Origin of the sequence: Streptomyces malaysiensis subsp. malaysiensis, from assembly GCF_040653035.1 — a bacterium.
Classification (GTDB): Bacteria; Actinomycetota; Actinomycetes; order Streptomycetales; family Streptomycetaceae; genus Streptomyces; species Streptomyces malaysiensis.
In genome coordinates, this window is record NZ_JBEZNG010000006.1 from 395255 (window position 1) to 409858 (window position 14604).

Genomic DNA, 14604 nt, shown 5'->3' on the forward strand with positions numbered 1-14604 from the left:
GGTTCTCACTCTCTCGCTAGAAAACAGGACCTCTGATGCCAGCCGCCCAACACGGCCCACGAGGGTCGTGACAACCGAGTGATCATGCGATTCACCATCGGCCGAACGGCCTCTTCCGGCGAAGCGGAAGGGATGTGCTCAGGGGTTTGGCGTACAGACGCCGAGGGTCAAGGTTAGCAGAACCCAAGGGGCACACTGCCACGTGACAGTGTGCCCCCGGTCGGCCGGACGGCCGTGTCAGTCGTCGGCCGCCGCCGAGACCGACTGCGGAGTCTGCTGCTCCGCCGCCGCGGTCTTCTTCGCCGCCGTCTTCTTGGCGGTCGTCTTCTTGGCCGTGGTCTTCTTGGCGGCCGTCTTCTTCGCCGTCGTCTTCTTCTCGGCGGTCTTCTTGGCCGTCGCCTTCTTGGCCGGAGCCTTCTTGGCGGCCTTACGGGCGGTCCGCTTCTTCGCCGGCGCCTCGGTCTCGGCCTCGCCCTCGGCGGAGGCGCTCTCGGGCGCCGCCTCCGACTCGGACCGCGCATCCGGCTCGGACTGCGGCTCCGGCTCGGCCGAAGACCCGCTCACGACCACCACGGCCGCCTCCTCGGAACCCGTCGGCGAGCCCGCGGGGGCGGACACCTTACGGGTCGCACGGCGGCGCGTACGCGGCGCGGGAACGCCCTCGATCGGGGCCTCCAGCTCCTCGGCGGAAGCGGAAGCGGGGGCCGCGGCGGCCGCCTCCGGCTCCGGCTCGGCCGCCTCCCTCGGCTCGTCGGCCACCACGACCACCACGCCCTCGGGCTCCTTGGCGGCCTTCGGGGCGCCCGCCGGGGCGGACACCTTACGGGTGGCACGGCGGCGGGTACGCCCACGGGTCGCGGCGGCCTCGGCCTCCGCGGCGCTGCTGTACAGCTCCTCGTCGGCCGCGAAGACCGGCTCGGGCAGCGGCTTCGGCTGGGTGGCCTCCGCCGCGATCTCGGCCGCCGCCTCGGTGACGTCCTCGGGCTCGGCCTCCGCCCCGGCCACGGCGGCCGGCTCCTGCTCGGCCGGCTGCTGACCGGCACCGGCCGCGGACTTCTTCTTCTTGCGCTTGCCACCGCCGCCACCGCCACCGGCGGCCGACGCCTGGTCCATGTGGACGATCACGCCGCGGCCGTTGCAGTGCACACAGGACTCGGAGAAGGACTCCAGCAGCCCCTGGCCGACCCGCTTACGGGTCATCTGGACCAGTCCGAGCGAGGTGACCTCCGCCACCTGGTGCTTCGTACGGTCCCGGCCCAGGCACTCCAGCAGTCGGCGCAGCACCAGATCGCGGTTGGACTCCAGCACCATGTCGATGAAGTCGATCACGATGATGCCGCCGAGGTCGCGCAGCCGCAGCTGGCGCACGATCTCCTCGGCCGCCTCCAGGTTGTTCCTGGTGACCGTCTCCTCGAGGTTGCCGCCCTGACCGGTGAACTTGCCGGTGTTGACGTCGATGACGACCATCGCCTCGGTCCGGTCGATCACCAGCGAACCGCCGCTGGGCAGCCAGACCTTGCGGTCCAGCGCCTTCATCAGCTGCTCGTCGATCCGGTAGGTGGCGAAGACGTCGACGTCCGAGGTCCACTTCTGGAGCCGGTCGGCGAGGTCGGGCGCCACATGCGAGACATAGCCGTGGATGGTCTGCCAGGCGTCGTCACCGCTGACGATCACCTTGGAGAAGTCCTCGTTGAAGATGTCGCGGACGACCCGGACGGTCATGTCGGGCTCGCCGTAGAGCAGCGACGGGGCGCCGCCGTTCTTCGCCTTCTTCTTGATCTCCTCCCACTGCGCCTGGAGCCGGGCGACGTCGCGGGAGAGCTCGTCCTCGCTCGCGCCCTCGGCGGCGGTGCGGACGATCACGCCCGCGTCCTCGGGGACGATCTTCTTGAGGATCTGCTTCAGCCGCGCCCGCTCGGTGTCGGGCAGCTTGCGGCTGATACCGGTCATCGAGCCCTCGGGCACATAGACCAGATAGCGGCCCGGGAGGGAGACCTGGCTGGTCAGCCGGGCGCCCTTATGGCCGATCGGGTCCTTGGTCACCTGCACCAGAACGGACTGGCCGGACTTCAGTGCGGTCTCGATGCGGCGCGGCCCGTTGGCGAGCCCCAGCGCCTCGAAGTTCACCTCGCCCGCGTACAGCACGGCGTTGCGGCCCTTGCCGATGTCGACGAAGGCGGCCTCCATCGACGGCAGCACGTTCTGGACCTTGCCCAGGTAGACGTTGCCGACGTAGCTGGTCGCCTGCTCCTTGTTGACGAAGTGCTCGACGAGGACGTTGTCCTCCAGCACACCGATCTGGGTGCGATCGCCGTTCTGCCGGACGACCATGACCCGCTCGACCGCCTCGCGGCGGGCCAGGAACTCGGCCTCGGTGATGATCGGGACCCGGCGGCGGCCCTGCTCACGACCCTCGCGGCGGCGCTGCTTCTTGGCCTCCAGACGCGTCGACCCCTTGATCGACTGCACCTCGTCGGCGCTGGACTCGGCTTCCTTGCCGCGCCGCTCCCGGGGCTCGCGGACCTTGACGACCGTACGCTCCGGGTCGTCGCCGCCCGTCGTCTCCGCCTCGGCGGCCTCGCCGCTGCGACGGCGGCGGCGACGGCGACGGCGGCTGCTGGTGGAGCCGCCGGACTCACCGGACTCGGCGCCCGACTCGTCGCGGCCCTCGCCCTGCTCCTCGGCGCCCTCGCCGTCGGCGGCCGACTCGTCCTCGTAGCGCTCACCGGTCTCGCCCTCGGAACGCCCCTCGGCGCCCTCAGCGCCCTCGGCGGTCTCGCCCCGGCGGCGGCGACGTCCGCCACGGCGACGGCGACGGGCCGGACGGTCGCCCGGCTCCTCCTCGCCGTGCTCGCCCTCGGGGTGGCCGGACTCGGCCTCGGTCTCGGACTCGGCGGCCTCGGACTCGGCGGCCTCGGTCTCCTCGGGCTCCGGGTGCTCCTCGGCGGGCGCACCACGGCGGCGGCGCCGACGACGGCCGGCGGACGTCTCGGGCTCGACGGCCTCGACGGCCTCGGCGGTCGGCTGGTCCTCGTCCTCGTCCGCGTCGTCGGCGCCCTCCAGCGCGGCGGCGGCCTCGGCGGCGGCGCTCTCCGGCGTCTGGAAGACGGGCTCGGTGAAGACGGGCGCCTGGAACACGGCTGTCGGCGGGCGGGCCGCCCGGCGCCGCGAACGGGGCGCGGGCTCCGGCTCGGAAGCGGCCTCGGCGGCCGGGGCCCCGGCCTCGGGCCCGGCGCCCTGCGCCTCCGGGGCGCCGCTCGGCTCCTCGGCGGCGGGGGCGGTGCCCCGGACGGCACGGCGGCGGGTACGGGTGCGCGGCGCCTCCTCGGCCTGCGCACCGGCGGGCTCCTCGGCGCTCTCGCCCCGCCGCTCCTCGGCGGCGGGCTCTTCGGAAGCCTCGGCCTCCGCGGGCGCTCCGGCGGGAGCGGTCGCCTTACGGGCCGCACGACGGCGCGTACGGGCGGCCGCCGCGGGCACGGTCTCCGCCTCGGCCTCCGCAGCGGCCGCGGGCTCCTCGGCCCGCTCCGGCTCCACGGGGGATTCCGCCGGAGCGGTCGTCTTACGGGTCGTACGACGGCGCGTACGGGCGGGCGGGGCCTCGTCGGCCGGGGCATCGGCCGCGACTGCGGCTGGGGCCGTGGTCTCGTCGCCACTGCCACCAGCGGCCGCCGTGGACGACGCGTCCGCGTCGGCGGTCTCCGCCTGCGGCGGACCGGCGGGGGCCGTCGCCTTACGGGTCGCACGACGGCGGGAACGGGCGGCCGCCGCGGGCACGGTCTCCGCCTCGGCCTCGGCTTCAGAAGCGGCCGCGGACTCCTCGGCCTCCTCGGACTCTTCGGGCTCCTCCGGCTCCACGACCTCCGCCTCCGCCGGCGTACCGGCCGGAGCGGTCACCTTACGGGTCGCACGACGGCGCGTACGGGCGGGCGGAGCGGCCTCGGGGGCGGCTTCCGACACGGCTTCCGACACGGGCTCCGCGGCGGCTTCGGTCTCCTCGCCGCCACGTCCGGCATCGGCCGACACCACGGTCTCCGCGGCCTCCGGCGAACCCGCCGGGGACGTCGCCTTGCGCGCCACCCGGCGCCGCGTACGGGCGGGTGGAGCGGCGGATTCGGGGTCGGCCCCGGCCGCGGACGCGGTGGCCATGGCGGCACCGGCGGCGACGGGCTCGGAAGCGGCCTCGGCGACGGCGATCTGATCTGCCGGTATGGCCGGTGCGGAGGACGTGGTGACCTCGGCCTCGCTCACCGCACCGGGCGGTGGGCCCGCCGGGCGGGACGCCGCACGGCGGCGGCGCGGCGGCAGAGTGTCGCTGGGCGTGCTCTCGATGGATTCCCCGGGCGCCGCGGCACGCGGCGCGATGGGCCCTGGGGACTGGATGTGTTCGGTCGGCTCAATTGGTTCGAGCATGCGGGCGTTTCTCCCGTCACGCTCCCGGGCGCCGCGCCTGCTTCCGGCCGGCCACTCGCGCACTGTGCGCGTGTGCCGCCGTCCGGGGCGCGGGCGCCGCACGGGAGCTGTCGTCTCGCTCACCGGGACCGGATATGTCGGGACCGGCGAAAGTCTTCTGGTCAGTGCGCCAGCCGGACCCGGGTGGCTCCCAAGTGCGTCGGCGGCGCATCGACGGCGGCCCTACGCGGGACCTCCCGGCGCCATCGCGGCGGTCAGCTCGCCGGCCGCGGATGTCGCGGCCTGAGCTGCCTCGCGATCGGGCGCGAGCGGATCGGTCACCGTGCCGGACTCCTCATCGAGCAGCCCCTGCGCCAGCCTGGTCACCGCTGCGGGGACCGGCGGCGCCAGGTCGGCCGTAGCGCGGAGGCCGGACAGGACGTCGTCGGGTCGTACGGCAGGTGTCAGATGCCGCACCACCAGCCGCAGTATCGCACAACCACCGTCGCCGGGCCTATCGGCCCGGAGCGGAAGCGTCTCCAGCCGGGCCACCGCGGCACGGGCGTCGAAGGTTCGCAACCCGTTTTTCGTCCGGCGCTCGACCTCGACCGTGTCGGCCTCCAGGAAGGCGGCGACGGCCCGCTCGGCGTCCGTCCGGGCCACCTGGTCGAGCCGGATCTCCCACTCGGACGCCTCCAGCCGGTCGGCGAGCCCCGGAGTGCGGGCCTCCACGGACTCGATCACATCGAGACCCGCGGGCAACGACTCGTCGAGGACCGCCCGCAGCTTCTCGGGGTCGCGTGCCTCGGTCAGCTGGATCTCCAGGTACTCCGCCTCGCTGCCGGTGCCGGTGGGTGCGGCATTGGCGTAGGACACCTTGGGATGCGGGGTGAAGCCCGCCGAGTAGGCCATCGGCACCTCGGCGCGGCGCAGCGCGCGCTCGAAGGCGCGCTGGAAGTCGCGGTGGCTGGTGAACCGGAGGCGGCCGCGCTTGGTGTAACGCAAACGGATGCGCTGCACCGCGGGAGCGGGCGGCGGGCCTTCGGGCTGTCGCTTGCCCAGGGGACTGTCTCCTTGTATTCCTTGCGGTCGAACACCAGGGCCACCGGGGCCCCGGTCTCTTCCAGCGTACTTTGTGGGCGGCCCGGTGACGGAGGGCCGCCGGACGGCCGCCTCACCGCCGGAGGGCTACTTCACCGGCACCGGAGGGCTACTTCACCGACAGCGGCAGCAGCTTCCGGCCGGTGGGGCCGATCTGGATCTCGGTCTGCATCTGCGGGCAGACGCCGCAGTCGAAGCAGGGGGTCCAGCGGCAGTCGTCGACCTCGGTCTCGTCGAGCGCGTCCTGCCAGTCCTCCCACAGCCAGTCCTTGTCCAGGCCCGAGTCGAGGTGGTCCCAGGGCAGGACCTCCTCGTAGGTGCGCTCGCGGGTGGTGTACCAGTCGAGGTCGAGGCCGAAGTCGGGCAGGGTGCGCTCGGCGCACTCCATCCACCGGTCGTAGCTGAAGTGCTCGCGCCAGCCGTCGAAGCGGCCGCCGTCCTCGTAGACGGCGCGGATGACGGCGCCCACCCGGCGGTCGCCGCGCGAGAGCAGGCCCTCCACGATGCCGGGCTTGCCGTCGTGGTAGCGGAAGCCGATCGAGCGGCCGTACTTCTTGTCGCCGCGGATCTTCTCGCGCAGCTTCTCCAGCCGGGCGTCGGTCTCCTCGGCGCTCAGCTGCGGGGCCCACTGGAAGGGGGTGTGCGGCTTGGGGACGAAGCCGCCGATCGAGACGGTGCAGCGGATGTCGTTCTTACCGGACACCTCGCGGCCCTTGGCGATGACCTTGGTGGCCATGTCGGCGATCTGAAGCACGTCCTCGTCGGTCTCGGTGGGCAGCCCGCACATGAAGTACAACTTCACCTGCCGCCAGCCGTTTCCGTACGCGGTGGCCACCGTACGGATGAGGTCATCTTCCGAGACCATCTTGTTGATGACCTTACGGATGCGCTCACTGCCGCCCTCGGGGGCGAAGGTGAGGCCCGAGCGGCGCCCGTTACGGGTCAGCTCATTGGCGAGGTCGATGTTGAAGGCGTCCACCCGGGTCGACGGGAGGGACAGGCCGATCTTGTCCTCCTCGTACCGGTCGGCGAGGCCCTTGGCGATGTCGCCGATCTCGGTGTGGTCGGCGGAGGAGAGCGACAACAGGCCGACCTCCTCGAATCCGGTGGCCTTCAGCCCCTTCTCGACCATCTCGCCGATCCCGGTGATCGACCGCTCGCGCACCGGGCGGGTGATCATGCCCGCCTGGCAGAAGCGGCAGCCGCGGGTGCAGCCGCGGAAGATCTCCACCGACATCCGCTCATGGACGGTCTCGGCCAGCGGCACCAGCGGCTGCTTCGGGTAGGGCCACTCGTCGAGGTCCATGACGGTGTGCTTGGACACCCGCCACGGCACGCCCGAGCGGTTGGGCACGACGCGCGCGATCCGCCCGTCGGCCAGGTACTCCACGTCGTAGAACTTCGGGACGTAGATACTGCCGGTGCGGGCGAGACGGAAGAGCAGCTCGTCGCGGCCGCCCGGGCGGCCCTCGGCCTTCCAGGCGCGGATGATCCCGGTCATGTCGAGCACGGCCTGCTCACCGTCGCCGATCACCGCGCAGTCGATGAAGTCGGCGATCGGCTCGGGGTTGAACGCGGCGTGGCCGCCCGCGACCACGACCGGGTGGTCCTCGGTGCGGTCCGCGGCGTCCAGGGGGATACCGGCGAGGTCGAGCGCGGTGAGGAGGTTGGTGTACCCCAGCTCGGTGGAGAAGGAGACGCCGAAGAAGTCGAACGCGGAGACCGGGCGGTGCGAATCGACGGTGAACTGCGGCACCTTGTGCTCGCGCATCAGCTCCTCGAGGTCCGGCCACACGCTGTAGGTGCGCTCGGCGAGCACGCCCTCGCGCTCGTTGAGGACCTCGTAGAGGATCATGACGCCCTGGTTGGGCAGCCCGACCTCGTAGGCGTCCGGGTACATGAGAGCCCAGCGGACATCGCAGCTCTCCCACGGCTTGACAGTGGAATTGAGCTCGCCACCGACGTACTGGATGGGCTTTTGCACATGCGGCAGCAGGGACTCGAGCTGTGGGAAGACCGACTCGACAGACATCGCGGACTTTCGTGAGCTGACAGGGGTGACCCTCAAGCGTACCCGCCCCCACGGGGCTCCTTCGCCATGGATCACGCCTCCAGGGCCGCCCGGTGCTTCTTGCGCGAGACCTCGGCCCACAGGCCGGGCAGCTCACGCTCGCGGGCGGCGGCCCGCCCCTCCTCCCTGCCGTAGAGCAGGCCGAAGGTGAAGTCGCTCTCCCCCGCGCCATGGGCCTGGGTGGCCAGCGTCCGCAACGCCTCGCGCGTGACGACGCTGTCCTGGTGGTCGCCGAGCACATCCTGCACGCCCTGCATACGGCGGGCGAAGGTCTTGGCGGGCTTGCCGAGCGCGGGCCGGGCCGTCTCGGCCGCGTAGCGCACACGCTTGGCGGCCTTACGGGCCTGGTGGACGGCGACGTCGCGGTCCGGCCCCCGGGGCGCCTCCAGGGCGGTGGCCATACGGCCGGCGAGCCGCTCGTAGTCACGCAGCACGGCCTTGACGACCACCGGTGTGGCCGGCTTTCCGGCGGCGGGGCGCAGCGGCGGATCGGCCGCCAGGGCGTCGAGGGTGTCCAGGAGCGCGAGATAGCGCTCGCTGTCCAGCGCGGCCAGGACGGTCGCGCGGGCGCCGTCGCGCTGCCCCTGCGACCACTGACGCAGCCGGTCCCGGACCGGGCCGAGCCGGAGGTCGCCCGGCAGCTCGGCGAGCCGGCCCTCGAGCCGCTCGGTGAGCACCTCGCGGTCGCGCTCCACACCGAGCTCACCGGCCAGCCACTTCAGCTCGTCGCCGAGCGGATCGGTCACCGTACGGTCCAGGACCGCGCGGTAGGAGCGGAAGGCGCTGCGCAGCCGCCGGGTGGCGACCCGCATCCGGTGCACCGCGTCCGGCAGGTCCCTGCGCACGGCGGGGTCGAGCCGTACCAGGGCGTCGATCTGACGGCGTACATAGTCCAGGACGACATCGTCGGCGCCGAGGGGCCGCCGGGGCGCCGGGGCGGCCCGCTCGACCTGACGGGCGGTCTTCGCGGGCTTCCCGGGCTTGGCCGGCCGGCCGGGTCCGTCTCCGCCGGTCTCGACGGCGACCGCGGCCCGCTCCGTCTCGGCCAGGGCCTTGGCCAGCTTGGAGGGGGTGTCGGCGCGGTGCAGCCCGCCGTCGCGCAGCCGCACCTCGACCGCGTCGAGCAGCCGCCGATCGTGGCCACGGCCCTCGGCGAGCTCGACCTCGACCTCGGTCCACCGCACGGGCTCGCTCTCCTCGGGCGCCAGCCGCCGGGCCGTCACCCGGTCGACGCACACCTCGGCGAGCACGGTGCCGTCGGCGTCCACCAGATCCTTGCGGTCCCGCTCGGTGTGCAGATGGGCGAGCGGGCGCAGCGGATCGTGGCGGACCCGCGAGCGCAGCAGCGCGGCCATCTCGGCGGGCACCTCGCCGCCGAGCGGCGCGTGCAGCTCCTCCCGGACGTCCGGGCCGACGGGCAGCTTCAGATGCCAGCCCTCGTCATGGCCGCCGGTGCGATGGCGCAAGGTGATGCCGTCGGCCAGCAGCCGTCGGCCGGGGGTGTCGTAGTAGGTGGCCTCGAGGGTGGCGACACCCCGGCCCACCACGGTCGCGACCGGGCCCGCCCCGGTCAGCTCGGGCAGACCCGGCAGGTCGGGCCGCCCGGACGGACCGGCTTCCTCGGCGGTGGCCTCGTATTTGCGCTCGATCTCCCGCTTCGTGTCCACCATGTGTGTCACGTACCCAAACTCGGGCTTATCAGCCCTTTCTCAGCCCTAAGCGGAGACGGGCCGCTGCACACGGATGGACTGGAGCAGCCCGATCGCGATCCATACGGCGAACATCGAGGATCCGCCGTAGGAGACGAACGGCAGCGGCAGACCGGCCACCGGCATGATGCCCAGCGTCATCCCGATGTTCTCGAACGCCTGGAACGCGAACCAGGCGATGATCCCGGCCGCGACGACGGTCCCGTACAGCTCCGTGGTGTCGCGCGCGATCCGGCAGGCGCGCCACAGCACGACCCCCAGCAGCAGGATGATCAGGCCCGCGCCGAGGAAGCCGAGCTCCTCACCCGCGACCGTGAAGACGAAGTCGGTCTGCTGCTCGGGCACGAACTGACCCGTGGTCTGGGTGCCGTGGAAGAGCCCCTTACCGGTGAGTCCGCCCGAGCCGATCGCGATCCGCGCCTGGTTGGTGTTGTAGCCGACCCCGGCCGGGTCGAGCGCGGGGTTGGCGAAGGCGGCGAAGCGGTCGATCTGGTACTGGTCGAGGATGTGCAGCTGCCAGATGAGCAGTGCGCCGACCACGGCCGTGAGGATCAGCCCGGCGATCCAGCGGTTGGAGGCGCCGGAGGCGAGCAGCACGGCGAGCACGATCACCGCCATGACCATCACCGAGCCGAGGTCCGGCATCAGCAGCACGATCGCGATGGGCAGCGCGGCCAGGCCGAGCGCCTGGACGACGGTGCGGTGATCGGGGTTGAGCCGGTCGCCCGCGTCCACCCGCGCGGCCAGCAGCATCGCCATCCCCAGAATAATCGTGATCTTGGCGAACTCACCGGGCTGGATGGAGAATCCGCCGCCGATCACGATCCATGCGTGGGCACCGTTGATCGTCGAGCCCAGCGGGGTGAGCACGGCGAGGACGAGGACGACGGACAGCCCGTAGAGGACCGGGACCGCGCCGCGCAGGGTGCGATGGCCCAGCCAGATGGTGCCGATGGCGAGCACCAGCCCGATACCGGTGTTGAGGGCGTGCCGCACCAGGAAGTAGTACGGATCGCCCTGGTTGAGCTCGGTGCGGTTGCGGGTGGCCGAGTAGACGAGCGCCCCGCCGACCGCGGACAGGGCCAGCGCGGTGAGCAGCAGCACCCAGTCCAGGCGGCGCACGACCGAGTCGCGCGCCATGAGCTTGCTCCAGGCGCCGCGCTCGGGAGTGAAGCGGCGGACGGAGTACCCATGCGTGGATGTGCTCACGCCTGCCTCCTGTTCGCCCCGCCGCGGCAGCGGCTCATGTCACCGTCGCCCGCGCGGCGCAGAAGCGCGCCTTTCATCGTCGTCTGCGACCCGGCGGCCGCGCGTGCGTCGCTCACGCCTGCCTCCTGTTCGCTTCTCCGCCCGCGCGGCGCAGAAGCGCGCCTTTCATCGTCGTCTGCGACCCGGCGGCCGCGCGTGCGTCGCTCACGAGTCAGCTCCCCGCCGCCGCTCCCGGCCGGCCGCCTCGAACTGCTTGCCCAGCGGCTGGGCCTCGACCGAGCCGTCCGACGAGATCTTCGGCAGTTTGGCCTGCGGCTGGGGCAGCAGCGCCTTCTTCTTGTCGATGCCGCCCTTGGCGTCGACCCCGTACAGCGCGTTGTAAATCTTGCGCACGGCGGGGCCGGAGGCCCCGGAGCCGGTGCCGCCCTGGGAGATCGTCATGACGACCGTGTAGTCCTTGGTGTACGTCGCGAACCACGAGGTGGTCTGCTTGCCGTAGACCTCCGCGGTACCAGTCTTGGCGTGCATCGGGATCTTGTCCTGCGGCCAGCCCTGGAACCGCCAGGCGGCGGTGCCCCGGGTGGCCACGCCCGCGAGCGCGCTGTCGATCCTCTTGTGCAGCGAGGCGCTGATCGGCAGCTTGCCGTGCGACTTCGGCTTGATCTCCGTGATGTCCTTGCCGTCGGGGCTGACGATCGCCTTGCCGACGGTCGGGTCGTGGAGCGTTCCGCCGTTGCTGATGGCCGCGTAGATGGTGGCCATCTGGATCGGGGTGACGAGGGTGTCGCCCTGGCCGATGGAGTAGTTCACGGAGTCACCGGCGCGCATCTTCATGCCCTCGAGGCAGTTCTCGTAGGCGATCCGCTCGCCGTAGCTTCCGTTCTTCTTGCCGCTCTTGCACCAGGCGTCCTTGTTGGCCTTCCAGTAGTCCTTCTTCCACTGGCGGTCCGGGACCCGGCCGGTGACCTCGTTGGGGAGGTCGATGCCGGTCTCCTTGCCGAGGCCGAACTGGTGGGCGGTCCGGTAGAACCAGTCCCCCGGCTTCTTCTTGGGCTTGTTGCCGCCGTCCCGCTTCCACTCGTCGTAGGCGATCCGGTAGAAGACGGTGTCGCAGGAGACCTCCAGCGCGCGGCCGAGGCTGATCCCGCCGTAGTTCTCGGACTCGAAGTTCTTGAAGACCTGGCCGCCGATGTTGAACGAGCTGGTGCAGGCGTACGGGCCGTTAAAGTCGTAGCCGGCGTTGACCGCGGCGGTGGTCGGGATCACCTTGAAGATCGAGCCGGGGGCCGCCTGGCCCTGGATCGCCCGGTTGAGCAGCGGGAAGTTGGACTTCTTGCCGGTGAGCTGCTTGTAGTCCTTGCCGGAGATGCCGCCGACCCAGGCGTTGGGGTCGTACGTCGGATTGGACGCCATGGCCACCACCCGGCCGGTCTTGGCCTCCATGACCACGACCGCGCCGGAGTCCGCCTTGTAGTTGGTGCCGGTGTTGCGGTCGTGCTGCTTGCGGGCGTCCCGCATCGCCTGGTCCAGCTCCTTCTCCGCGACCGCCTGGACGCGTGAGTCGAGGCTGGTGACGACGTTGGCGCCGGGGCGGGCCCGCTGGCTCTCCCGCTGGCCGATGACCCGGCCGAGGTTGTCGACCTCATAGCGGGTCACCCCCGCCTCGCCGCGCAGCTCGCTGTCGTACTGGCGCTCGAGGCCGTTGCTGCCGACCTGGTCGGAGCGGAGGAGCGGCGACTTGGTGTCCTCCGCCTCCTTCACCTGCTCATCGGTGACCGGGGAGAGATAGCCGAGCACCTGGGCGGCGTTGGAGCCGGCGGGCGCGGCGTAGCGGCGCACCGCGGTGGGCTCGGCGCTGATGCCGGGGAAGTCCTCTTCGCGCTCACGGATCTGGAGCGCCTGCTTGGCGCTGGCCTCGTCGGTGATCGGGATGGGCTGGTACGGGGAACCGTTCCAGCAGGGCTGAGGGGTCTTGGCGTCGCACAGCCGGACCTTGTCCAAGACGTCCTTGGGCTTCATGCCCAGGACCTCGGCGAGACGGGTGAGGACGGCCTCGCCGTCGTCCGGCATCTTCATCAACTCGGTGCGGCTCGCGGAGACCACGAGACGGGTCTCGTTGTCGGCCAGCGGCACCCCGCGGGCGTCCAGTATGGAGCCGCGCACGGCGGGGTGGACGACCTGCTGGACGTGGTTGTTGGCGGCTTCGGCGGTGTACTCGTCGCCGTTGCGGATCTGGAGGTACCACAGGCGTCCGCCGAGGGTCAGCAGCAGCGAGAAGACCAGGATCTGGAGGCCGACGAGCCGGATGGTGACCCGGGGGGTGCGTCCGGTCTGAGGAATATTACTCATGGCATCCCCTGAGGGCGGCGGCGGGCGACGGGCGGGCATTGCTCACAGGCGCTTGACCCCCTTGATGCGTGCCGTCCTGCTCTTCCCGGTGCGGGCCAGCAGCCCGCCGCGCTGGCTGCCGATCCGGGCCGCCCGGCCCGGACGCCTGAGCCGGCTCATCCGGCCGAGCCGGCCGGTGCTGACGCCGCCCGCCGTGCTGATCCAGCGGGACGGGCCCTCACCGCCACCGCCCGCGCTGTCGGCCATCGGATCGTTCTCACTCCGTCTGGCGAGCCCCATGATCACCGGCACGGCGAAGGGTGCCAGCAGCAGGTCGTAGAGGGCCGCGGTGAACAGCAGCTTGCCCAGGCCCACCTGACGGGCCGCGTCGTCGCCGACGAGGATGCCGACCCCGGCATACAGCAGCGTGGCGCCGATGGCCGCCGCCACGACCACCAGCATCGGCCCGGTGGCCGACCTGAGCTGGCCGGTCTCCGGCTTGGCGAGCCCCGCCAGATAGCCGATGACGCACAGCACCAGGGCGTAACGGCCGGCGGCGTGGTCGGCGGGCGGGGCGAAGTCGGCGAGCAGCCCGGCGCCGAAGCCGATGAGCGCGCCGCCGGTGTGGCCGTAGACGAGCGCGAGGCCGAGCACGACGAGCAGCAGCAGGTCCGGGACGGCGCCGGGCAGTTGCAGCCGGGCCAGCACACAGACCTGGACGACGAGGGCGAAGACCACCAGGCAGGTCGACAGGACGATCCGGTTGAGGTGCAGCATCGGTCAGCTCCTGTTGGCGGCCGGGCTGGTGGCGGAGGCGGAGGGGTTGGCCGTGACAGTGACCGTGGGCGCGGGCTTGGGCTTCGCGGGCTTGGGCGGCAGCACGGTGTCACGCGGGTTGTCGCGCGGCGGCTGGATGACGACCCCGACGATGTCCAGCTTGCTGAACTGGACGTAGGGGCGCACCTGGAGCGTGCGGGTGAGGTCACCGCCCGTGGGATCGACGCGGACCACCTTGCCGACCGGGACACCGGGGACGAACGGCTTGTCCGCCTGGGAGCCGAAGGTGACCATCCGGTCGCCCTTCTTGATCCGGGCCTTTCCGTTGAGCAGCTGCACATGGAGCGAGCGGTCGCCGCGCCCGGTGGCGAAGCCGAGCTCGCCCGACCCCTCCATACGGGTGCCGACGGTGAAGTCCGGGTCGATGGCGAGCAGCACGGTGGCCGTCGAGGAGCCGACGGTGGTGACCCGGCCGACCAGCCCGTCACCGTTGATGACGGTCATGTCGCGGCGGATGCCGTCGTTGCTGCCCATGTCTATGGTGACGGTCCAGGAGAAGCCCTGGGCGGCGCCGATGCCGATGACCTGGGCGCCCTTGATGCCGTATTGACCGGCGCCCGCGGTCTTGAGCAGCTTGTCGAGCTCGGCGGAGCGGGCCCGGTCACGGGCGTTGTTGCCGAGCCGCTGCTTGAGCTTGGTGTTCTCTTCCTCCAGCCGGCGGACCCGGTCATGCCGGTCACCGGATTCCCGTACGGCCGCGACGGCGTTGCCGACCGGGTCCACGGCGGACGCCACGCCGTCCTCCACCGGCCCGAAGACGGAAGCGGCGGCCTGACGGGCGCCATCGAGGGGGGAGTCCTCGCCGCCGCGGATATCCACCGTGATCAGCGCGAACGCGATGGCGACCAGCAGCACCAGGAGCAGCCGGCTCTCTCGTGTGTCCCTCACGTGCGGCGACGTGCCTTCCTCGTCGAAGTCGGACCGGGTGCCGGAGACATGGTGACCGGCCGGTCCTGGGGA

Annotated in this window: 8 protein-coding genes; all 8 read right to left on the reverse strand. The window is 71.9% G+C overall.

Annotated elements, in window-relative coordinates:
• Positions 1-237: 237 nt before the first annotated feature.
• Positions 238-4410 (reverse strand): Rne/Rng family ribonuclease, encoded by a 4173-nt coding sequence (locus tag AB0E24_RS16160; protein WP_359377538.1) that lies wholly within the window; start codon positions 4408-4410, stop codon positions 238-240.
• A 222-nt stretch (positions 4411-4632) separates the two neighbouring features.
• Positions 4633-5409 (reverse strand): TIGR03936 family radical SAM-associated protein, encoded by a 777-nt coding sequence (locus AB0E24_RS16165; protein WP_283886629.1) that lies wholly within the window; start codon positions 5407-5409, stop codon positions 4633-4635.
• A 190-nt stretch (positions 5410-5599) separates the two neighbouring features.
• Positions 5600-7522: a TIGR03960 family B12-binding radical SAM protein gene (locus tag AB0E24_RS16170; protein ID WP_069865864.1), complete on the reverse strand. Its 1923-nt coding sequence runs from the start codon at positions 7520-7522 to the stop codon at positions 5600-5602.
• Between the two features lie 71 nt (positions 7523-7593).
• On the reverse strand, positions 7594-9231 hold the full coding sequence (locus tag AB0E24_RS16175; protein WP_359377541.1) for a CYTH and CHAD domain-containing protein: 1638 nt from the start codon (positions 9229-9231) through the stop codon (positions 7594-7596).
• A 45-nt stretch (positions 9232-9276) separates the two neighbouring features.
• Positions 9277-10410: a rod shape-determining protein RodA gene (gene rodA, locus AB0E24_RS16180; RefSeq protein WP_202544301.1), complete on the reverse strand. Its 1134-nt coding sequence runs from the start codon at positions 10408-10410 to the stop codon at positions 9277-9279.
• Positions 10411-10683: 273 nt separating this feature from the next.
• Positions 10684-12828 carry a penicillin-binding protein 2 gene (gene mrdA, locus AB0E24_RS16185; protein ID WP_099013733.1) on the reverse strand — a complete coding sequence of 715 codons (2145 nt, stop codon included), beginning with the start codon at positions 12826-12828 and terminating at the stop codon, positions 10684-10686.
• 42 nt (positions 12829-12870) lie between these two features.
• On the reverse strand, positions 12871-13584 hold the full coding sequence (gene mreD / locus AB0E24_RS16190; RefSeq protein WP_374345287.1) for a rod shape-determining protein MreD: 714 nt from the start codon (positions 13582-13584) through the stop codon (positions 12871-12873).
• Positions 13585-13587: 3 nt separating this feature from the next.
• On the reverse strand, positions 13588-14532 hold the full coding sequence (gene mreC, locus AB0E24_RS16195) for a rod shape-determining protein MreC (RefSeq protein WP_069865854.1): 945 nt from the start codon (positions 14530-14532) through the stop codon (positions 13588-13590).
• Between the last annotated feature and the right edge of the window lie 72 nt (positions 14533-14604).

What these genes read in the sequence shown, in the direction of transcription:
- AB0E24_RS16160 (WP_359377538.1), bottom strand. Translation starts at nt 4,410, where the DNA reads ATGCTCGAACCAATTGAGCCGACCGAACACATCCAGTCCCCAGGGCCC.
- AB0E24_RS16170 (WP_069865864.1), bottom strand. Translation starts at nt 7,522, where the DNA reads ATGTCTGTCGAGTCGGTCTTCCCACAGCTCGAGTCCCTGCTGCCGCAT.
- AB0E24_RS16175 (WP_359377541.1), bottom strand. Translation starts at nt 9,231, where the DNA reads ATGGTGGACACGAAGCGGGAGATCGAGCGCAAATACGAGGCCACCGCC.
- rodA (WP_202544301.1), bottom strand. Translation starts at nt 10,410, where the DNA reads ATGGCGCGCGACTCGGTCGTGCGCCGCCTGGACTGGGTGCTGCTGCTC.
- mrdA (WP_099013733.1), bottom strand. Translation starts at nt 12,828, where the DNA reads ATGAGTAATATTCCTCAGACCGGACGCACCCCCCGGGTCACCATCCGG.
- mreD (WP_374345287.1), bottom strand. Translation starts at nt 13,584, where the DNA reads ATGCTGCACCTCAACCGGATCGTCCTGTCGACCTGCCTGGTGGTCTTC.